The 19,261-nt window shown below is 63.5% G+C and carries 19 protein-coding genes and 1 pseudogene; 7 read left to right on the top strand and 13 right to left on the bottom strand.

The genetic code is table 11. The features are described from left to right. The first annotated feature begins 195 nt into the window (after positions 1–195). The 3 genes and pseudogenes from HV753_RS30970 to HV753_RS30960 form a co-directional block, all read left to right on the top strand. A complete protein-coding gene (locus HV753_RS30970; protein ID WP_175178399.1) occupies positions 196–1,242 on the top strand; it encodes an aldo/keto reductase in 1,047 nt (348 codons plus the stop codon). Positions 1,243–1,310: 68 nt separating this feature from the next. After that, positions 1,311–2,540, top strand: coding sequence for an SMI1/KNR4 family protein (locus HV753_RS30965; protein ID WP_175178398.1), 1,230 nt, complete (start codon positions 1,311–1,313; stop codon positions 2,538–2,540). A gap of 140 nt (positions 2,541–2,680) precedes the next feature. Next, a pseudogene (locus HV753_RS30960) lies at positions 2,681–3,418 on the top strand (YoaK family protein); the annotation flags it as partial. A 4-nt stretch (positions 3,419–3,422) separates the two neighbouring features. On the opposite strand, the gene HV753_RS30955 reads toward HV753_RS30960, so the two are convergent. The 5 genes from HV753_RS30955 to HV753_RS30935 all read right to left on the bottom strand — a co-directional run bounded on the left by HV753_RS30955 (position 3,423) and on the right by HV753_RS30935 (position 6,933). Then, positions 3,423–4,208 carry a hypothetical protein gene (locus HV753_RS30955; RefSeq protein WP_175178396.1) on the bottom strand — a complete coding sequence of 262 codons (786 nt, stop codon included), beginning with the start codon at positions 4,206–4,208 and terminating at the stop codon, positions 3,423–3,425. A gap of 17 nt (positions 4,209–4,225) precedes the next feature. After that, positions 4,226–4,951: a tetratricopeptide repeat protein gene (locus HV753_RS30950; RefSeq protein WP_175178395.1), complete on the bottom strand. Its 726-nt coding sequence runs from the start codon at positions 4,949–4,951 to the stop codon at positions 4,226–4,228. A gap of 115 nt (positions 4,952–5,066) precedes the next feature. Beyond that, the gene (locus HV753_RS30945; RefSeq protein ID WP_175178394.1) at positions 5,067–5,615 is read right to left on the bottom strand and encodes a fasciclin domain-containing protein; all 549 of its coding nucleotides are present in this window, start codon (positions 5,613–5,615) and stop codon (positions 5,067–5,069) included. An 86-nt stretch (positions 5,616–5,701) separates the two neighbouring features. Beyond that, positions 5,702–6,391 carry an anti-sigma factor gene (locus HV753_RS30940; RefSeq protein ID WP_175178393.1) on the bottom strand — a complete coding sequence of 230 codons (690 nt, stop codon included), beginning with the start codon at positions 6,389–6,391 and terminating at the stop codon, positions 5,702–5,704. After that, positions 6,388–6,933, bottom strand: coding sequence for a sigma-70 family RNA polymerase sigma factor (locus HV753_RS30935; RefSeq protein WP_175178392.1), 546 nt, complete (start codon positions 6,931–6,933; stop codon positions 6,388–6,390). Before HV753_RS30935 ends, HV753_RS30940 begins: the two co-directional genes overlap by 4 nt. Before the next feature lie 221 nt (positions 6,934–7,154). Between HV753_RS30935 and HV753_RS30930 the strand changes: the two genes are divergently transcribed. Then, positions 7,155–7,808 carry a thiopurine S-methyltransferase gene (locus HV753_RS30930; protein WP_175178391.1) on the top strand — a complete coding sequence of 218 codons (654 nt, stop codon included), beginning with the start codon at positions 7,155–7,157 and terminating at the stop codon, positions 7,806–7,808. A gap of 164 nt (positions 7,809–7,972) precedes the next feature. Here HV753_RS30930 and HV753_RS30925 read toward each other — a convergent pair whose 3' ends face one another. From HV753_RS30925 to HV753_RS30900, 6 genes are all read right to left on the bottom strand, one after another. Next, a complete protein-coding gene (locus HV753_RS30925; protein WP_175178390.1) occupies positions 7,973–8,740 on the bottom strand; it encodes an SDR family oxidoreductase in 768 nt (255 codons plus the stop codon). After that, entirely contained in the window at positions 8,737–9,732 is a 996-nt protein-coding gene (locus tag HV753_RS30920) for an NAD(P)H-quinone oxidoreductase (RefSeq protein WP_175178389.1), read from the bottom strand. Before HV753_RS30920 ends, HV753_RS30925 begins: the two co-directional genes overlap by 4 nt. 19 nt (positions 9,733–9,751) lie before the next feature. Then, positions 9,752–10,456, bottom strand: a complete 705-nt coding sequence (locus HV753_RS30915; RefSeq protein ID WP_175178388.1) for an ABC transporter ATP-binding protein — start codon at positions 10,454–10,456, stop codon at positions 9,752–9,754. Beyond that, positions 10,449–12,230 (bottom strand): branched-chain amino acid ABC transporter ATP-binding protein/permease, encoded by a 1,782-nt coding sequence (locus HV753_RS30910; protein WP_175178387.1) that lies wholly within the window; start codon positions 12,228–12,230, stop codon positions 10,449–10,451. The genes HV753_RS30915 and HV753_RS30910 overlap by 8 nt, the downstream gene beginning before the upstream one ends. Positions 12,231–12,252: 22 nt before the next feature. Continuing rightward, positions 12,253–13,119 carry a branched-chain amino acid ABC transporter permease gene (locus tag HV753_RS30905; RefSeq protein ID WP_175178386.1) on the bottom strand — a complete coding sequence of 289 codons (867 nt, stop codon included), beginning with the start codon at positions 13,117–13,119 and terminating at the stop codon, positions 12,253–12,255. 121 nt (positions 13,120–13,240) lie between these two features. After that, positions 13,241–14,440 (bottom strand): ABC transporter substrate-binding protein, encoded by a 1,200-nt coding sequence (locus HV753_RS30900; RefSeq protein ID WP_175178385.1) that lies wholly within the window; start codon positions 14,438–14,440, stop codon positions 13,241–13,243. A 331-nt stretch (positions 14,441–14,771) separates the two neighbouring features. Between HV753_RS30900 and HV753_RS30895 the strand changes: the two genes are divergently transcribed. From HV753_RS30895 to kce, 3 genes are read left to right on the top strand one after another with little or no spacing between them, the layout of a single operon-like run. After that, positions 14,772–15,554: an SDR family oxidoreductase gene (locus HV753_RS30895; protein ID WP_175178384.1), complete on the top strand. Its 783-nt coding sequence runs from the start codon at positions 14,772–14,774 to the stop codon at positions 15,552–15,554. Further along, entirely contained in the window at positions 15,554–16,510 is a 957-nt protein-coding gene (locus HV753_RS30890; RefSeq protein WP_175178383.1) for a 3-hydroxyacyl-CoA dehydrogenase, read from the top strand. The genes HV753_RS30895 and HV753_RS30890 overlap by 1 nt, the downstream gene beginning before the upstream one ends. Beyond that, positions 16,503–17,438: a 3,5-dioxohexanoate:acetyl-CoA acetone transferase gene (gene kce / locus HV753_RS30885; RefSeq protein ID WP_175178382.1), complete on the top strand. Its 936-nt coding sequence runs from the start codon at positions 16,503–16,505 to the stop codon at positions 17,436–17,438. The genes HV753_RS30890 and kce overlap by 8 nt, the downstream gene beginning before the upstream one ends. Positions 17,439–17,468: 30 nt before the next feature. Here kce and HV753_RS30880 read toward each other — a convergent pair whose 3' ends face one another. Together HV753_RS30880 and HV753_RS30875 are read right to left on the bottom strand one after the other, a co-directional pair. Continuing rightward, positions 17,469–18,539 carry a glycerol dehydrogenase gene (locus HV753_RS30880; RefSeq protein ID WP_175178381.1) on the bottom strand — a complete coding sequence of 357 codons (1,071 nt, stop codon included), beginning with the start codon at positions 18,537–18,539 and terminating at the stop codon, positions 17,469–17,471. 9 nt (positions 18,540–18,548) lie between these two features. Beyond that, complete coding sequence (locus HV753_RS30875; protein WP_175178380.1) at positions 18,549–19,253, bottom strand: GntR family transcriptional regulator; 705 nt, start codon at positions 19,251–19,253, stop codon at positions 18,549–18,551. Between the last annotated feature and the right edge of the window lie 8 nt (positions 19,254–19,261).

The raw sequence follows: 19,261 nt of genomic DNA, 5'->3' as shown, positions 1-19,261 counted from the left end.
TGGGCAAAAAGTTTGTAGGATCGTGCGCATGCCTGATTCTCTGGGGCCCGTGCCAGAGAATCAGGCAAAAAAAGGGCAGGATCAAGCAGCGCGCGGACGGCTGGTCCGACGCATACTGTTCGCACCCCCGGCAAGCAAGCGTCTGGTGTCCCATCCTGGGGCGCATGGGCCGGCTGCCCCAGAAGGAGTGCAATCATGCGATACAAGAAATTTGGCAGTACCGGCCTGTTCGTCTCGGAACTCTGCCTGGGCACCATGACCTTTGGCGGCGAAGGCGAGCTGTGGAGCAAGATCGGCAGCTTGCAACAAGAGGACGCGAACCGCCTGGTGGGCCGGGCCTTGGATGCCGGCGTCAATTTCATCGACACCGCGGACGTGTACTCGGAAGGCCGGTCGGAAATCATCACCGGCCAGGCGCTGCGTGACCTGAACGTGGCGCGCGACGACGTGGTCATCGCCACCAAGGTCTTTGGCCAGACCGGGGCGGGCGTGAATGCGCGCGGCAACTCGCGCTTCCATATCCTGGACAGTGTGAAGAAGAGCCTGTCGCGCTTGCAGCTGGATCATATCGACCTCTACCAGATCCACGGTTTCGACCCGGCCACGCCCGTCGAGGAAACCGTGCGCGCGCTGGACACCCTGGTGCAGCAAGGCCATGTGCGATACGTGGGCGTTTCCAACTGGGCCGCGTGGCAAATCATGAAGGCGCTGGGCATTGCCGAACGCCTGGGCCTGGCGCGGTTTGAATCGCTGCAAGCCTATTACACGATCGCGGGCCGCGATCTGGAACGCGAACTGGTGCCCATGTTGCAAAGCGAAGGCGTGGGCTTGATGGTCTGGAGCCCGTTGGCGGGTGGCCTGCTTAGTGGCAAATATGGCCGCGACGGCTCTGCCGAAGCTGGCAGCCGCCGTGCCGCCTTCGACTTTCCGCCGGTAGACCGGGACCGCGCCTACGACAGCATCGATGCCCTGAAAACGGTCGCCGATGCGCGCGGCGTGTCCGTCGCGCAGGTGGCGTTGGCCTGGCTGCTGCATCAGCAGGTGGTGACCAGCGTCATCATCGGCGCCAAGCGCGTCGATCAGCTGGACGACAACCTGGCGGCCACCGCCATCAAGCTGACGCAAGAGGAATTGGCTGCTCTCGACAAGGTGAGTGCGCTGCCGCCCGAGTATCCGGGCTGGATGCACGTGCGCCAGGGGGAATTCCGTCGCAAGCAGCTGAGCGAGTCGGGCGCTGCGTAGTCACTGCGGCGGTCAGTGCTGGACGGGCCAGTAGAATCGCACCAGATCATACATACCGAAGGTTGACCATGAATGGTGGCTTTACTGCCAGTGAGCAGCAGGCGTTGCGAGCGCATGGCATCGTGTTGTTCGCCGATCGAGTCCTGATCGACGCCCAGCCCCCCTTGTCCGATGCACGCATCGCCCAGATCGAAGCGGCGTGCGAAGGCCCGCTGCCGCTGGCGCTGCGGGACCTGTGGCGACTGACCGCAGGGGGCGAACTGGCCTACGACCTGCGCGCCCGGATGGACGGCAACGAAGAGGCCCTGAGTTGGGCCGAATTGTTCTACGACGGCAGCGACCACTACCGCGATCTGCAAGGCTGGATCGAACACGAACAGGAATGCGCCGACGAAGCCGCCAAGGAAGACGGCCAGACCTGGAACGGCAAGTTGCGCTATCTGCCAATCGGCGGATTTGAATACTGCGACCGCATCTATCTGGCAATGGAACCCGGCCCTCGCGCGGGCAGCGTCGTGGCGTGGAAGCAGGGCTTGCCGGGTTGGACGCATGCCTTGCAGCAGGACGGCATTGCGACCATTGCTCCTGACCTGCCCAGCGCATTCGCGGCGCTTTGTCTGGAAACAGATCCGGAGACGGACGTGGATAGCCCGGGTGTGCGAGTGCTGGAATACGTGGACGAACGGGTGTCTGAGCATGGGCTGCCCCAAGCGCTGGCGGACAAGCTGATCGCGTTTTATCGGCGTGCCCTGGTCGATTGGCGTGGCCCGTTGGCGGCGGGCGATATTACGGCAACGCCGCGCTTGGCCAATCTGGCTTTGCAACACGCGGTAGCCAACGACGATGCGGCCCTGGTGCGCCAATTGGCGCACCAGGGCATGCGTTTCGATCAGCCGTTGCGCGGCAGCGCCGGGCCGGTGGACGTGGCCTTGATGCAGCATGCCTATGCCGTGGCCCAAGCGCTGTTGGAAGCGGGGTCGCCTGTCAGCGACACCGCGATCCATCGCATTGACCGCAAGCCGCCGACCGACCTGGTGGCGCTGTTGCTGGCGCACGGCGCCGTGGCCGATGGCCTGGCCATGGCCCGCTGCGTGGCGTGCGGGGCGCCCGAGGCCGCACGGCTGATCGCGCAAGCGGGCGGCGCCGGCATCGCCGCTGCGTTTGCCGAAGCCCGCGACTCCATGGCCAACTCCTATCAGGAAGACCTGCGCCGCGTGCGCGTCGGCAAGCTGGGCCACTATCTGGGCGCAGACGGCTTGGCCGAACGTGTCACCAATCTGCGGGAGTTTTCATGGTGACGCGGCATGTCTCCGTGGCGGGGCGACGGGTTGCCGCGTATTTCCCTGTCTGCTGATTCCCGACCCGCCGGCTGGCCTGGATGGCGACTAGAATGGCAGACACTTCGCAGTGCGCGCATTCTTGTCTTCAAGGGACTCGCGTGACCATTCCGTATTTGCGCCGGCTGACGGCTGTCAGCCGTAGCCCCCAGGCCAATCGGCATTTGGCCTATTTCCTGACCTTCACCGCTGGTGCCGTCAATGCCGGCGGCTTCTTGGCCGTCCAGCAATACACCTCGCACATGTCGGGCATTGTCTCGATGATGGCCGACCATATGGCGCTTGGCGGCGTGGTGGTGGTATTGCAGGGCGTGGCGGCACTGCTGTCGTTTCTGGCTGGCGCGGCCAGTTCCGCCTTCCTCATCAACTTCGGGCGCCGTTCCCACCTGAGCAGCGAATACGCCTTGCCGCTATTGCTCGAAGCGGGGCTATTGCTGGGGTTCGGCTTGCTGGGGGCCAATCTGGAGACGTTGCGCTGGTTCTACGTGCCCGGCACGGTCATGCTGCTGTGCTACATCATGGGCCTGCAAAACGCGATGATCACCAAGGTGTCCCGATCTGAAATCCGCACCACGCACGTGACGGGCATGGTGACTGATATCGGCATCGAACTGGGCAAGTTGTTCTACTGGAACGTGGCCAAGGGGGATGCCCAGACCATGCCACCCGTGCGCGCCGACCGAGGCAAGCTGATTGTGCTGAGCCTGATGGTCAGCCTGTTCTTCGTGGGCGGCGTGACGGGCGCCTATTCCTTCTTCCACTTTGGCTTTGGCTCGACCTGGCCGCTGGCGCTGCTGTTGACGTTGCTGGCGGTCGTGCCCATTGCCGATGACGTCCGCAGCTTCATCCGCCGCGCCTAGGGTGTCCTGACCGCGTGGATTTGCCGGCGGAAGCATGGGCCAGGAACACCTGCAAGGCCGCCAGCGTTTCATGATGCAGCTTCGCTAGCCGGGCATCCTTGGCGGGGGCAGTGATCGCGTAGCCCTTGGCGTCCAGGGGATAGGGCTCGCCCAGCAACGCGGCCATGTCGACCTGGATATAGCTGGCGTTGCCATAGGGGCGCTTGCCGTCGATATACGGCATGGGCCAGAAGCGTTCGCCTTCGCGCAGCACGGCTTCCAGTTCGCTCGGGCCTGCTTCATGCCAGACGGCGGCGCGCAGCAAGGTCAGATGCTGGGGGCGCAGGGTGAAGCGGCCCAGCGCATCCACGCCGCTTTCCGGAAAGCCAAAGGCCTCTTTCATCTCGGCGGGCACGGCGTATTGGCCGGGTGCAAGTGCGCCCAATGACGCCACGTAGCGCGGCACCCACCGGCAGAGTTCGGCCATGCGCCGCAGCACCAGCGCGTCGTCGGACGTCTTCAATGCATTGCGAGCGATGGCCAGCGTATCGCGGCCGCCTAGCAGCGGTTGCTCGAAATCAATGCCTGGAGCACCGGATTCGACCGGCATCCATTGCACACGCAGCAAACGCATCAGCGCGGCGTGCTGCGCGTTATATGGGATGCTCTGTGGCGGCATGGCGTACACCTGCCGGATCAGCGCGTTGCGATCAGCGCTGGCCAGTGCGCGCAGCGGTGCGGCCATCAGCAAGCCCAGGCCCAAGCTCAGCAGTAGCGGACGGCGTTTCATGGGGTGTGCCATGTGGCCTATTGCGGCATGCTGGCTAGTGCGGATTCAGCCAGGGCATAGCCCGGCTGCACGCGCAGCGCCGCTTCGTAGGACAGGCGGGCGTCGGTCAGGCGGCCTTGCCGACGCTGTAGATTGCCCAGGTTGGTCAGGACCAATGCGCTGGCAGGCTTGGCGCGCACGCCCTTCTGATAGGTCTCCAGTGCTTCGGCCTCACGGTCCATGCTGTCCAGCAAGGATGCCTGTAGGTTGTAGCCGATGCTCCAGTCGGGAAAGCGTTGCGTCAGTTCTCTTGTGGCCGCCAGCGCGCGGGGCAGATCCGAACGTTCGGCCAGTACGCCCGCCTTGTTGATGTACGCCCACTTGTTGTCGGGATTCAGTTTGATGGACTGGTCGATCAGGTCCAGCGCGGCAGCCGAATTGCCTTGTTGGCCTTGCAGCTTGCCCAGGAACAATTTGATGTCGGCGTTGCGAGGATCTTTGCCTTCCATCGCTTCGGCCAAGCGTTGTGCTTCCTGCCGGTCGCCCGCGCGCAGCGCCGCCGAGACTTGCGCATTCAACGTCTGCATGTCGGGTGGCATGTGCTGGATGCGCGCGCGCAAGGCGTCGTTTTCCGCCTTCAACTCGGATTGGTAGGCGTGGTCCAGCTGGGATGCGTCCTGCGCATGGAGTGCGGACGGTGCCAGGGCCACAAGCGGCGAGCACAGCACCAGGGAAAGCAAACGGCGGCGAAGGATCGCAAGCATGAGGGCGGCGTTTCCAGGAAGGGCGGGGGTGGGCCCTACGATACCGGAAGTGCCGTGCACGGTAAAAAGCCCGGCGCAAGCGCCAGGCTTTGGGGGCGGGCGTTGCCGCCCATCATCACTTTGGCATCAGCACCGTATCGATGACGTGAATCACGCCGTTGGATTGGTAGACGTCATACGTGCTGATGGTGGACATGCCGCCCTTTTCGTCCTTCAGGGTCAGGTTGTGCTTGCCATTCATCATCACCCACAGCTTGCCGCCGCTGGCGGTGGTCAATTCGGTGGAGCCGCCGCCCTTCTTGATCTTGGCCGCCAGCGCGTCGAAGTCCAGCTTCCCGGGCACGACGTGATAGGTCAGGATCTTGGTCAGCGTTGCTTTGTTTTCGGGTTTGACCAGGGTGTCGACCGTGCCGGCTGGCAGCTTGCCGAACGCGGCGTTGGTCGGCGCGAAGACCGTGAATGGACCCTTGCCTTGCAGCGTATCCACCAGGCCTGCGGCTTTTACCGCCGCGACCAGGGTGGTGTGGTCCGCGGAATTCACCGCGTTTGCCACGATATTTTTCGAGGGCATCATCGCTTGGCCGCCAACCATGACGTCAGCCGCGTAAGTGGGCGACAGGGTCAGGGCAGAGCAGGCAATGGCAATCGAGGCTAGCAATTTCATGACGATCTCCTTTTGTTTGGCCGTCATGAGGAGATACGAGGCTGGCCTGCGATTGGATGCGTTTATTTTCTAGGGACTAACCCTGGTCAGATGACCTTGCCACTAAGAACGATCGGGCCTGTTGGCACGCCGTTGGGCGCACCGCCGGCCGGCTCCAGCGTGACGGCGACCGTATCGCCTTGCACGGGCAACTGGCGCGGGGTCAGCACGGTGGTCTGGCCCGGCAGGACCAGGCCCAACGAACGTGGCGCCTTGCCCGGCGATATCGCCCACAACTCCAGCGCGCGGCCATCGGCCAGCGCCACCAGGTCTTGCATGGGCTGCACGGACAAGCCCTTGTCAGGCAGCGTATTCAGGACCAGCGCGCCAGGGGCCTTCTCGCCAGACAGCACGGCGACGGTACGCACCTCCTGAGGGACGATCGTGGGTTTGAGCATCAGGAAAGCCAGCACGACCACGGCGGTGGCCAGACCGGCGGAAAGCGTGCGCCACCAAGACAGGCCGCGCCCGGCGGAGGCGCGCGTCGAGGCTGCCGCGGGACCTGCGGCGGGCGCGATCTGGGCGGCAATGGCCTTCCAGACATGCGCCGGAGGTGTTTCAGGAGGCAGGGCCATGGCCAGCGGCAGCAGCCGGTCTTCCCAGTCAGTCACGGCCCGGCGCAAGCCCGCATCATCACGCATCAGTTGGACGAACCGGCGCCGGGCACCCGCGCGCAGACCACCCAGCACGTACTCGGCGGCCAGGCGATCTTGCAGTTCGGGGTGGCGGTAGTTCATTCCAAGCACCTTTTCAGCCGTTGCATGCCACGGCGTATCCAGCTCTTAATCGTTCCCAGCGGCGTATCCAGGCGCTGCGCGATATCGGGATGCGCCAGATCGTCAAAAAACGCCATGGCAATCGCAACGCGCTGCGGGCCTTCCAGCTGGCCCATGCAATCGGCCAGGCGACGGCCTTCCTGGCTGGTTTCCAGACGGGCAAGCGGGCCGGGACTGTCGTCGGCCATCGCCAGCGTCAGCGTATCGTCCGGGTCCGGCACCTCGATATCGGGGCGTCGCAGGCGGTCGATGCACCGGTTCCTGACGATGCGGGTCATCCATGTCATCGGCTGGCTTTGCCCGGCCTGATACTGCCCGGCTTGACGCCAGATCGACACGAAACACTCTTGCAGCACGTCTTCAGCGGCGGCCTGGTCTCTCAACATACGTCTGGCAAGGGCAAACAGATGCGGGGACGCAAGGCGATAGATCTCCGCCAGTGCGGATTCGCGTTTGTCCGCACACTGGAGAAGCAGGGCCTGGAGGTGCTGGGCGTCGGGCATCGGTTCCTGGGGGGAAGGGCGTGCTGCCTCAGAGCATACCGGGCGCAAGCGTCGGCGTCACCCATTTCGGGAGCACTACAATGCCCAGCACCGGATTGCGCGGAATCAAGCGCGCCGGCGGCGATACCCGCTACGCTGGGTGACGCCAAGGCGTCCGGGCCCCGGCCGGCCCGGTACAAGCGATGAGCTTGCAACCGAAATACAGGAGGAGCAGACAAAATATGGACGCAGAATTCTGGTTGGAACGCTGGCGCGAAGGGCGCACGCATTTTCATCAAACCCGAATTACGCCGCTCTTGCAGAAGTACTGGCCCACGTTGGCCATACCGAAGGGTGGACGGGTGCTGGTGCCGCTATGCGGCAAGTCGCTGGACATGGTCTGGCTGGCGGCGCAGGGCCACTCCGTGCTGGGGGTCGAACTCTCTCAGCTCGCCGTGGACCAGTTCTTTGCCGAGAACGAGCTTCGGCCCGTTACGCACGAATCCGTCTACGGCAAGCATTACGTGGCGGGCAATATCGAAATCATCTGCGGCGATATCTTCAAGCTGGACTCACAGCTGCTGTCGCACTGCGTGGGCGTCTACGACCGCGCGGCGCTGGTCGCCTTGCCCGAGCCCATGCGCGCCAGCTACGTCACCCATGTCTACGGGCAGTTGTCGCCCGCATGCCGGGGCTTGCTGATCACGCTGGACTACCCGCAGGAAGAGATGGCCGGCCCCCCGTTTTCGGTGGTGGATACCGAGGTGCAGGCAATCTTCGCGGGCGTATCGCCCGCAGTGATCATCGACCGCCGTGACATCCTGGACAAGGAACCCAAGTTCCAAGCCTCAGGCGTCAGCCGCCTGGACACCGTGGTGTACCGCCTGGGCGTGTAGGATGGGTGAAGCGCGAGACCCAGCAGCGAAAGAACACCGCTGCGTATCGCGCGCAACCCATCATCGGCACCCGCAACCCACAGCGGCGCCCGCAACCCACAGCGGCACCGGCAACCCATCATCGTTGCCCGCAACCATCACTCAGCAAGCCCTCCCGGGGCCACTCAAGTCATCAACCACCCACCGGCCACGTCCAAGACCTGGCCGGTGACAAACCTGGCCTGATCCGAAGCGAAGAACAGGCAGGCATCAGCCACTTCCTCGGGCGTACCCAGCCGGCGCAACGCCGTCACCTGGGCCACGGCATCATTGATCTCCTTGGGCACGCTCTTCAACAGCGGCGTGCTGATGCGCCCTGGCGCCAGCGCGTTCACCGTGACGTCGTATTCGCCCAGTTCGGCCGCCCAGTGCCGCGTCAGGCCGATCAGGCCGGCCTTGGTGGCGGCGTAGTGCGCTGCCACGATATCGCAGTAAGCCTTGCCGGCCACCGATGACATGTTGATCACGCGGCCCTGGCGCTGCTTCACCATGTGTGGCGTCGCCAGGTGCGTCATGTAGAACACGCTGTTCAGGTTCACCGACACCACGTTGTCCCATTCTCCTGGCGGCATTTCCCAGACCTTCAGCGCGCGCCCGTCTGTCTTGGGCGAGATGCCGACGTTGTTCACCAGAATGGTGGCCGCGCCAAGCTCAGACGTGATGCGGTCGTAAGCCGCCTGGCATTGGTCGTAATGCGCGACATCGGCATGGACGAAGGTGACGTCGTGGCCGTGCTTTCGGAGTTCCTTCTCGAACGCCTGGCCGGCTTGCGAGTTGAAATCAATCAGGCCGACCCGGCCGCCTTCGGCCAGAAAGCCCTCGACGATGGCCGAGCCAATGCCACCCACCGCGCCCGTGACGATGGCGACCTGATCCTGGAAGCGGCCGCTCATGCCTGCACCTTCAGCATGATCTTGCCAATGTGCTTGCTGCTTTCCATCAGGGCATGCGCGCGGGGCGCGTCGGCCAGCGGGAACACCTCATGGATCAGCGGCAGGCATTGCCCCTGCTCCATCAGCGGCACCACCTTCTCGGCCAGCGATCGGGCGATGGCGCCCTTGTCGTCGTCCGAACGCGGACGCAGCGTGGACCCCGTGAACTGTAGACGCTTGGTCATGATGGGCAAGGCGTCGATTTCGGCCTTGCTGCCTTGCAGGAAGGCGATCTGCACCAACCGGCCATTGACGGCCAGCAGGCGGATGTTCTTGTTGATGTAGGCGCCGCCCACCATGTCCAGGATCACGTCCACACCCGCTCCGTCGGTGGCCTGGCGCACATCGGCTTCGAAATCCGTGTCGTGGTACAGCAAGGCGTGATGCGCGCCGGCTTTCAAGCAGGCGTCTGCCTTGTCCTGATTGCCGACGGTGGTCCAGATCTCGGCGCCGAAGGCGCGCGCCAGTTGAATGGCGGTCAGCCCGATGCCGCTGGAGCCGCCATGCACCAGGAATTTTTCACCGGCCGACAGCCGGGCGCGGTCAAAGACATTGGTCCAGACCGTGAAGTAGTTCTCCGGGATGGCGGCCGCCGACAGCAGATCCATGCCGCGCGGCACGGGCAGGCAGTGGCGTTCGTCGGCCAGGCAGTATTGGGCGTAGCCGCCGCCCGGCGTCAGCGCGCAAACGGCGTCGCCCACCTTCCAGGCGGTGACGTCCGGGCCGACGGCGATGATGGCGCCGGACACTTCCAACCCCAGATGGGGCGATGCGCCCGGCGGCGGCGGATACGAGCCGGATCGTTGCAGCACGTCGGGGCGGTTGACCCCGGCGTAGGCCACCTCGATCAGCACCTGCCGGCCGGTGGGTGCGGCCATGTCGCGTTCGGCGATCCGCATGCAATCGGGCGAGCCGCCCTTGCCATGGTCGATGTATGTGCAGCGTAGGGACATAAGAGGATGATCCTGGTAATCAATGGCCCAGATAGGCCTTCTTCACATGGGGGTCGCTAAGCAGTTCGGCGCCGGTGCCCGTGCGCACGATCGTGCCGTTCTCCAGCACATAGCCGCGATCCGCCAGCCGCAGGGTGCGAAAGACGTTCTGCTCCACCAGCAGCACGGTCACGCCGTGCGAGGTGACGTCGCGGATGATGTCGAACATCTGCTGCACCAGCAGCGGCGACAAGCCCAGCGACGGTTCATCGAACACCAGCAGTTTCGGGTCGGCCATCATGCCGCGCGCGATGGCCACCATTTGTTGTTCGCCGCCGGACAGTGATCCGGCGTATTGCGTCAGCCGTTCTTTCACGCGCGGGAAAATGCGCAGCACCTCGTCCAGCTTGCGCTGCACGATGGGCCGCGCGGCGCGCTTGTAGGAGCCCATCAGCAAGTTGTCCTTCACCGTGAAGTGCGGGAACAACTGGCGGCCTTCGGGAATCATGGTGATCCCGGCGTCAACGATGTCATAGGGATTGCGGTTGGTCAGGTCGTGGCCTTCAAATTCGACGCGGCCCTGCATCGTGGGGATGACGCCGCACAGGGTCTTCAGCGTGGTCGTCTTGCCCGCGCCATTGGCGCCGATCAGGGTGACGATCTCGCCCGCGTTGACCTCGAAGTTCAGGCCATTCAACACCTGGCTCTTGCCGTAGCCCGACGATAGGTTCGACACCTTAAGCATCTTGGTACTCCTTGCCCAGATAGGCCTCGATGACGGCGGGATTCTCAACCACGTCCTTGGGAGCGCCGCTGACCAGCACCGCGCCTTCGTTCAGGACGATGATGCGGTCGGACAGCGCCATCGTGGCCTGCATCATGTGTTCGATCAGCAGCACCGATACCCCTGAGTCGCGGATGCGCCGGATCATCTGAATGGACTTCTCGATATCGGTGGGATTGAGCCCCGCCATCACTTCGTCCAGCAGCAGGATGCGTGGCTTGATGGCCAATGCGCGTGCGATCTCCAACCGCTTCATGCCACCCACCGTCAGGCTGCGGGCTTCGGTGTTCAGATACTTCACCAGGTCGGTCTGCTCGGCCACCTTCAGCGCGATCTGCTCGGCCTCGTCGCGGCTGGACGTGCGGATGAAGGCGCCCAGCATGATGTTCTCAAGCACCGTCAGCCCAGTGAACGGCTTGGCGATCTGGAACGTGCGGCCCAGCCCCCTGTGCGCGAACTCATCTGGCGTCTTGCACGTGACCCAGTTGCCGTTCGTGTCCAGCATCGAAATCCCGCCCTTGTCCGGGGAAAGAAAGCCCGACAGCAGATTGAACACGGTGGTCTTGCCCGCGCCGTTCGGCCCGATCATGCCCAGGATCTCGTTCTGGTGCAGCGTCAGCGACACGTCGTTGGTGGCACGCAGGCCGCCAAAGCTCTTGAACAGCTTGTCAGCCTTAAGCACGGGTTGTTCGGAACGGGTGGCATTGTGCAGGCGGAGCTCGTCCGCCAGTTTGAGCTTCTTGCGAGGGGTGCCCAGATAAGGCAGACGCGCGAGTCCACGCTCGATGGCGGGGCCAAATGCGCCGGCCAGGCCACGCGGGATGGTCAGCACCACGGCCACCAGGATCAAGCCATAGATCAAACCGTGCATGCCGTTGCCCACGCTGGACAACCAGCCGCGCGCCAGTTCCGCAATCGGCAACACCAGGAAGGTGCCTGCGATCGGGCCGGCCACCGTCCCCAGCCCGCCGATCAACGCGAACATGGCCACCTGGATCGACAGTTCCAGCGAAAACGCCGAGCTGGGGTCCACGAAGGTCAGGTAGGTGATGTGGAAGGTGCCGATGATGCTGGTCAGCATGGCCGAAACGACCGCCGCGATGATCTTCACGCGCACGGTCGGAATTCCCACGGCCAGCGCCGCGTCCTCGCGTTCACGGATGGCGATCAGGTAGTGGCCGATGCGCGACTTGCGGACATACCAGGACACCCACGTCACGAACAGGAACAGTCCGAACGCGATGATCACGTAGTTGAGCTTTTCGCGGAACACAATCCACGCCCAGCCGATGTTGAGCGGCAGGCTGATGCCGCTGGAGCCGCCCGTCCAGCTTTCTTCGTGGATGACCAGCAGCCGCACCACTTCCAGGATGGCGATGGTGGCCAATGCGAAGAAGGGGCCACGCAGCCGCAGCGTCGGATAGCTGATCAGAACGGCGACGGCCGCCGATATCATCGCGCCGGCCAGCATGCCGAACCACGGTGAAATGCCGAAGTTCTGGGTCAGCAGCGTGGCCGTGTAGCCGCCGATGCCATAGAAGACCGCATGGCCCAGCGATAGCTGTCCCGCGTAGCCGCCCACGATGTTCCAGGCGACGGACAGGGATGCAAAGACGAACAGCAGGACGAAAAGGTTGGTCCAGAAGGGCGTGCCCATGACGGCGGGCACGATGAACATGACGATCAGCAGAATCAGGCTGACGTAGGCTTTGGGGTGTCGAAAATCGGGAAACACGTCTCGCTCCTTGTGGCTCTGATCACTCTGTGCCGACGCCGAACAGGCCGTTCGGACGCAGGACAAGGATCAAGAGGAAGATCCCGAAATACACGACCTCTTTCAGGTCGGGGGCGATGTAATAGCCGGCCAGCGTATCCACGATGCCGATGATCATGGAGCCCGCGACGGCGCCGTACAGGCTGCCCAGGCCGCCTAGCACCACGATCACAAACGCCGTCAGCACAAAGTAGGTGCCCACGGTGGGAAACACCGGATACTGCGGCGCCAGCAAGCCCGCGGCGATGCCGACGAACGCCGTGCCCAGGCCGAAGGCGATGGCGTAGACGTTGTTGACGTTCACGCCCATCAGGGTGGCGGCATAGCGATGCTGTGCCACGGCGCGTAGTGCGCGTCCCAGATAGGTGCGATGCATGAACAGATGCAGTAATACCGCCAGGCTGATGCCGACCACAAAGGTGATCAACTGGCCCGTCACCATCGAATAGTTACCCACGTCGATCGCGTTCGTGCCCAGATCCACCGGCGCGCGATACACGTTGGCGCCGAAGATCACCAGTGCCAGGTTCAGCAAGATGGTGGACACGCCCACCGTGGCGAAAATCTGGATGTGCTGATCAGCGTTCAGCAGGGGCTGGATGATGCCTTTCTGCGTCAGCGCACCCAGCGCGAACAGAATGACGGCAACGGGAACCAGGCCCAGGTACGGATGGACGCCGAATTGCGCGGCGATCAGATAGACCAGGTACATCCCGATCATCAGGAATTCGCCATGCGCGAAGTTCACAACGCGCACCACGCCGAAGATCAAGGTCAGCCCAAGGCTGATGATGGTGTACGCGCCGCCCAGCAACAGGCCATTGATGACCAGTTGAATGAATATATCCATGGTGCAACCTCTTAGAGCGGGATGCGGCCCTGGCGCCGCCGCGTGATGTGCGGCCGCGCCAGGGCGCGCAAGACCCGGGAAACGTCAGGCGCCCCCGAGCGCCTGATCACTGGCGTCGCGCTTATTTCTTGAAGATGGGCTTGCCAAGTGCGAGGTTGCTGGGTGCGATGGTGACGAGCTTGCCGTCTTGCCACTGCATCACGTAGAACGTGGATGCATTGTTCTGGCCGTCTTCTCCAAACTCGAAGGCCCACCCGTTGGCGGTCTGGCCAGCAGGTTTCTTGTAGGCCAGCACCGCGGCGCGGATCTTGTCCTTGTCCGTGGATTTGGCGTTGCCGATGGCTTCAAAGAAGGCCTTGGCGCCGACGTAGTTGGTCAAGCTGTGGCCCGATTGCGGGTCGCTCTTGTAGGTGGCCTTGTAGGCTTCCAGGAACTTGTCCAGCCCAGGCGCTCCGGCCGGATTGATGGACGACTGGGGGAAGTCCAGGTCGAACACGCCGTTCATGTCGGCGCCCACCGCCTTGGCGGTATCGGCCAGCGAATAGCCGCCGCCCGCGCCGATCACGACCTTGGGCTTGAAGCCTGCGGCACGCGCCTGGCTGAAGTACAGGATGGCGTCGTTCTGGTAGGCCGTTTGCAGCACCACGTCGACCTTGGCCCCCTTCAGGCGCAGGATCAGGGACGACAGGTCCACCGTCTTGGCCGAATAGGGCAGCACTTCGGCCACCGTGTATCCCAGTTCCTGTGCACGCTTCTTCTCGGTGGCCGCCACGTCGGTGCCATAAGGCCCGTCTTCGTGGATGATGCCGATCTTGATGTCCTTGGGGTTCAACCCCATGCCCGGGGCAATCGTGTCGTGCAGCGCATTCACCACCGACACGCCATACAGCGCCGTGTTGGGGTTGCTGCGGAACAGGTACTTGTAGCCGCGCGTGGTGATCTTGTGGGCGGTGGCGCCCAGTTCAAAGTACGGCACGCCGGCCAGTTCCGTCACGGGCGACGCCGCATACGAAATGCCCGATGCGTAGCTGCCGAACACGCCCACCACGTTCGCCGAGATCAGGCGCTTGGTTTCCGACACGGCCTGCGTCGGATCCACGGCGTCCGCCTTGATGATTTCGATCTTCTCTCCGTTGACGCCGCCCGCGGCGTTGATTTCGTTCACGGCCAGTTCCAGGCCGCGATAGCTCTCTTGCCCCAGGAGCGCAAGCGCGCCGCTGAACGGGAAGAGGGCGCCCACTTTCATGTCGGCCGCTGCGGTGCCGCTTGCCAGTGCGCCGCACACGCCCAGCGCCAAAATAATCTTATTGAACTTGAACACTGTCTACGCTCCTTTGTCGGTATGGGATGCGGACTGTTTTTTGTGGTGTCCGTCTTTTTTAAATATATGATATATGTGCCGGGCAGGTACGAAACCCCCGCCTTGGATTCTAGTGGGGGGCGCAGCAGGCCGAATCGGGGAATTCCCTAAAGCCGCATGAATAAAGCCTTAGCGGCCGATAAAGGGCGAAACTAACCGCAATATTTCGCCAGGCGGTTGAACCATCAAGGTCGATGGCGGTGCGCTGGCGGACGCTAGAAAACACCTGCTTTAATCATATATCGTATATCATAAAACACGTGCTTTTCCATAAAATCCAGGAGACAACAGCATGTTCGAGGAAGTCGATTTCGCCGGAAAACGGGTCCTGATCACCGCCGGCGCGGATGGTCTGGGCCTGGAAATGGCCAAGGTGTTTCACCATGCCGGCGCCACGGTGTTTGTCTGCGACGTGAATGAAGCGCGCCTGGCCGCACTGCCATCGGAGCTGCCCGGCGTGCACACGGCCATGGCCGACGTGTCCGACGAGGACAGCGTGGGCGCGCTCTTCGCCGCAGTCAAGCAGAAGCTGGGCGGGCTGGACATCCTGATCAACAACGCGGGCGTGGCGGGGCCGACTGGCTACGTCGAAACGTTGTCCAAGGCGGATTGGGACCGCACCCTGGCCGTGAACATCACGGGGCAGTTCCTGTGCGCGCGTCAGGCCATTGGCATGCTGAAGGCGTCCAAGGCCGGGGTGATGATCAACCTGTCGTCCGCCGCTGGCCATCTGGGCTTTGCTGGCCGGTCGGTGTATTCCGCGTCCAAATGGGCGGTGATCGGGTTCACCAAGTCACTGGCGATCGAATTGGGGCCGCATGGTATCCGCGTCAACGCGATCCTGCCCGGCGCCGTCGAAGGCCCGCGCATCCGCGCCGTCATTGCCGCCAAGGCCGACACGCTGGGCCGTCCAGTGGATGAGATTGCCGCGCAGTATGAAAACCAGGCCGTGCTGGGCCGGATGGTCACGGCGCGCGACATCGCCAACATGGTGCTGTTCAACGCCAGCGAAGCCGCCCGCAGCGTCACCGGGCAAGCCATCGTCGTGGATGGCTTCACGCAGAAGCTCTACTGATGGACGCCGGCTCCCCGGCGCGTTGCGCCGCCATCATCGGAACGGGGCTGATCGGCCAAGGGTGGGCCATCGTGTTCGCCCGCAAAGGCTGGGACGTGCGTTTGTATGACGTCAACGCAGCCATGCTGGCCGAAGCGCGCACGCTGATCCTGCAACAACTGCGCGAACTGGAAGCACAGGGACTGTTGACGGGTGCAGACACCATCATCGAACGGGTGTGCGCGGCGGACAGCCTGGCCGATGCGGTCAAAGGCGCTTGCTACATCCAGGAAAACTCGCCGGAAAAGATAGAGATCAAGCGCGCGCTGTTCTCAGCGCTGGACGCGGTGGCCGAACCCGACGCGGTCATCGGCAGCTCTACTTCCAGCATCCCGGCCAGCCAGTTCACCGACCATCTGCCCGGGCGCCACCGTTGCCTGGTGGCGCACCCGGTCAACCCGCCGTACCTGATCCCGGTCGTCGAGCTGTGTCCCGCCGCCTGGACCAGTCCCCAGGCGCTGGAAACCGCCAATGAAGTCATGACGGCCATTGGTCAGAAGCCGGTGTTGGTACGCCGAGAAATCGAAGGCTTCATCTTGAACCGCTTGCAGGGCGCCCTGTTGCATGAAGCCTTCCGGCTGGCCAGTGAAGGTATTGCCAGCGCGGAGGACATCGACGTCACCGTGAAGGACGGCCTGGGTTTACGCTGGTCGTTCATGGGGCCGTTCGAGACCATCGACCTGAATGCGCCCGGCGGCATTGCCGACTACTGCGCCCGCTATGGCGGCCTGTACCAATCCATCGGCGCCACTCAAGGCGAATGCGTGGCCTGGGATGGCGCGCTGGTGGATGCGTTGTCGGAAGAACGCCGCAGCCTGCTGCCGCAGGAAGACCTTGCCAAGCGCCGCTTCTGGCGCGATGAAAAACTGATGCGCCTGATGCGCCACAAGCAAGACAACGGAGACAACAATGGCTAAGCCCAAACAGAAAGTCGTCATCACCTGCGCCGTGACGGGCGCCATCCACACGCCCAGCATGTCGCCGCACCTGCCGGTCACCGCCGATGAAATCGCGGAAGCCGCCATCGGCGCCGCCAAGGCGGGGGCAGCGGTGCTGCACTTGCACGCGCGCGACCCGCAGACGGGCAAGCCGTCCCAAGACCCGGCGCTGTTCAAGCCGTTCCTGGAACGGATCAAGAACGAGACCGACGCCATCATCAACATCACGACCGGCGGCAGTCCGCACATGACGGTGGAAGAGCGCATGCGCCCGGCCACGACCTTCCAGCCCGAGCTGGCGTCGCTGAACATGGGGTCGATGAACTTCGGCCTGTTCCCGATGCTGGATCGCTTCCAGGACTTCAAGCATGACTGGGAGCGGGAACACCTGGAGAACAGCCGGTCGCTGATATTCCGCAATACCTATCAGGACATCGAATCCATCCTGACGCTGGGCAACGCCAACGGCACGCGCTTCGAGTTCGAGTGCTACGACATCAGCCACCTGTACAACCTGGCGCACTTCGTGGACCGTGGGCTGGTGAAGTCGCCGCCGTTCATTCAATCGGTATTCGGCATCCTGGGCGGCATTGGTCCGCATCCGGAAGACCTGATGCACATGAAGCGCACGGCCGACCGGCTGTTTGGCAATGATTACGAATGGTCGATTCTGGGTGCGGGCCGCAATCAGATGCCGCTGGCCACCATTGGCGCGGCAATGGGTTCCAACGTGCGTGTGGGGCTGGAGGATTCATTGTGGATCGGCCCCGGCCAACTGGCGGAGTCCAACCGCGTGCAGGTCGAACGCATCCGCTCCATTCTGGAAGCGCTGAACCTGGAAGTGGCGACGCCGGACGAGGCACGCGCCAAGCTGGACCTGAAGGGCCGCTACAACGTGAAGTTCTGATCAGGGCCGGCGCGAGGGCGCCGGCCTTGTTCAAGCGTGGCGGCGCAGCGCGTCGGCAAGCTCGGTGACGGTCAGCGCGCGATCAAAATTGGCGGCATGACGGGCTTTCAAGGTCAATTCGGCCGCCAGGGTCAGGTCCGCGTCGCTGGGCGAATCGGCCGCGCCCAGTTCGTGCAGCGTGGTGGGCAGGCCGACCTGGGCGTACCACTGGGTCAGGTCCGCCAGCATGCCGTCGCTGCGCTGCTCCAGGTCCAGTTGCACCAGCAGGCCCACCGCCACTTGCAGGCCGTGCAGCGCGGTCGCCACGCCGCCGATCTTTGGCAAGCCGCGCGTCAGGGCATGGGCAATGGACAAGCCGCCGCTTTCAAAACCGAGACCGCTCATGAGGATCATCGCTTCCACCACTCGCTCAAACGCCGGCGTGGGCTGTCCGGTGCCAGCCACCGCCACGGCGTCCGCGCCGTCGGCCAGCAGGGTGCGCAGGCAGCCATCCGCGATCAGTTGCGCGGATAGCAATGGAGCGCCGTCGTACATGTTCTTGCCGCCATTGCGCTGGCATTGCTCGGCCTCGAATTTCTTCGACACGGCGTCACCCAGTCCGGCGCGGAAGAAATGCACCGGCGCGGTCGCGATGATGGCGGTGTCCACCAGCACCACCGTGGGGTTGAACAGCATGTGTTCAACCGCCAAGAGGTTGTGATGCGCGTCATACAGCACGTAGTTCTTGCTGGTGGGCGCGTCGTTGGACGCCACCGTGGGCACCGTGATCAGGTGGCAGTGGGCGGCCTTCGCCACCGCCTTGCCGGCATCCAGCGACTTGCCGCCGCCCACCGCGATCACCATGCCGATGCCGGCCTGCGTGGCCTGCGCGCGCAGTTGCGCAATCAGTTCAGGCGTCAGGTCGCCATCGACGATCAAAGGTGTCAACGCCACATCGTGTTCGGCGCACAAGGCTTCGATTCTTGGTCCCAATACGCCATGGACGTATCGGTCAATGACCAACGCGGCGCGGCGTCCAAACAAGGCGGCGTACTGGCCCAGGGTGTCCAGGGCGCCCGCCCCCTGTATGTAGCGGCAGGGGGCGCCAAAAATCTTCAGCATGAAGTGGTCCTATTTGCGTGGCACGGGAGGGCGGTAGTCGAGTTCTTTTTCGCGTTCGACCAACCAATCGATCATGATCTTGCCGCCCCAGACCAGATCAGCCTGGATGGCGCTGCGCGCGGCTTCGGAATCGCGCGCTTCCAGCGCTTCCAGCACGGCTTCGTGGCGGTGTTCGTTTTCGGAATAGTCCAGTCCGGCGGTCTTGACGTGGAAGACCTTCAGGATGGGACCGGTGATCACCCAGAACGATTCCACCGTGCTGCGCAGGATGGGCTTGTTGCTGGCTTCCAGGATGCCGAAGTGGAACTTGCGGTTCAGGTAGCTGGCGCGCTTGGGGTCTGTCGAGGTGCAGGAAATGAAGTCCCGCTGCAAGGCGATCAGGTTGTCCAGTTGCTTGCGCGTGATGTTCTGCGCGGCCTCGGCGGCGCCCATGCCTTCCAGGTGAAAACGGATCTGCTGGATTTCGCGCAGCTTTTCCGAATTCACATAGGGCACGTAGACCGCGGTGGCGGCCTGCATCTCCAGGCCTTGCTCGCTGATCAGGCGGAAGATGGCTTCGCGTACAGGCGTGATGGACACGCCCATTTCCTGGGCCAGTTCGCCAATGATCAGGCGTTCTCCGGGTTCGTACTGCCCGTTAATCAGGGCATTGCGGATTTCGTTGTAGACCCTGACGGAGAGGTTCTCTTTTTTTACCGGTTTAAGGCTGGGCATGACGTTTC

The sequence above is a fragment of the Achromobacter pestifer genome (assembly GCF_902859625.1).
GTDB classification, from domain to species: Bacteria; Pseudomonadota; Gammaproteobacteria; order Burkholderiales; family Burkholderiaceae_B; genus Achromobacter; species Achromobacter pestifer.
Note: the sequence above shows the minus strand (reverse complement) of the source record. Positions and strands in the feature narration are given on the sequence as shown.

What these genes read in the sequence shown, in the direction of transcription:
- HV753_RS30890 (WP_175178383.1), top strand. Translation starts at nt 15,554, where the DNA reads ATGGACGCCGGCTCCCCGGCGCGTTGCGCCGCCATCATCGGAACGGGG.
- HV753_RS30945 (WP_175178394.1), bottom strand. Translation starts at nt 5,615, where the DNA reads ATGAAATTGCTAGCCTCGATTGCCATTGCCTGCTCTGCCCTGACCCTG.
- HV753_RS30920 (WP_175178389.1), bottom strand. Translation starts at nt 9,732, where the DNA reads ATGTCCCTACGCTGCACATACATCGACCATGGCAAGGGCGGCTCGCCC.
- HV753_RS30915 (WP_175178388.1), bottom strand. Translation starts at nt 10,456, where the DNA reads ATGCTTAAGGTGTCGAACCTATCGTCGGGCTACGGCAAGAGCCAGGTG.
- HV753_RS30935 (WP_175178392.1), bottom strand. Translation starts at nt 6,933, where the DNA reads ATGCCCGACGCCCAGCACCTCCAGGCCCTGCTTCTCCAGTGTGCGGAC.
- HV753_RS30880 (WP_175178381.1), bottom strand. Translation starts at nt 18,539, where the DNA reads ATGCTGAAGATTTTTGGCGCCCCCTGCCGCTACATACAGGGGGCGGGC.
- HV753_RS30905 (WP_175178386.1), bottom strand. Translation starts at nt 13,119, where the DNA reads ATGGATATATTCATTCAACTGGTCATCAATGGCCTGTTGCTGGGCGGC.
- HV753_RS30925 (WP_175178390.1), bottom strand. Translation starts at nt 8,740, where the DNA reads ATGAGCGGCCGCTTCCAGGATCAGGTCGCCATCGTCACGGGCGCGGTG.
- HV753_RS30875 (WP_175178380.1), bottom strand. Translation starts at nt 19,253, where the DNA reads ATGCCCAGCCTTAAACCGGTAAAAAAAGAGAACCTCTCCGTCAGGGTC.
- HV753_RS30930 (WP_175178391.1), top strand. Translation starts at nt 7,155, where the DNA reads ATGGACGCAGAATTCTGGTTGGAACGCTGGCGCGAAGGGCGCACGCAT.
- HV753_RS30895 (WP_175178384.1), top strand. Translation starts at nt 14,772, where the DNA reads ATGTTCGAGGAAGTCGATTTCGCCGGAAAACGGGTCCTGATCACCGCC.
- HV753_RS30955 (WP_175178396.1), bottom strand. Translation starts at nt 4,208, where the DNA reads ATGAAACGCCGTCCGCTACTGCTGAGCTTGGGCCTGGGCTTGCTGATG.
- kce (WP_175178382.1), top strand. Translation starts at nt 16,503, where the DNA reads ATGGCTAAGCCCAAACAGAAAGTCGTCATCACCTGCGCCGTGACGGGC.
- HV753_RS30950 (WP_175178395.1), bottom strand. Translation starts at nt 4,951, where the DNA reads ATGCTTGCGATCCTTCGCCGCCGTTTGCTTTCCCTGGTGCTGTGCTCG.
- HV753_RS30965 (WP_175178398.1), top strand. Translation starts at nt 1,311, where the DNA reads ATGAATGGTGGCTTTACTGCCAGTGAGCAGCAGGCGTTGCGAGCGCAT.
- HV753_RS30940 (WP_175178393.1), bottom strand. Translation starts at nt 6,391, where the DNA reads ATGAACTACCGCCACCCCGAACTGCAAGATCGCCTGGCCGCCGAGTAC.
- HV753_RS30970 (WP_175178399.1), top strand. Translation starts at nt 196, where the DNA reads ATGCGATACAAGAAATTTGGCAGTACCGGCCTGTTCGTCTCGGAACTC.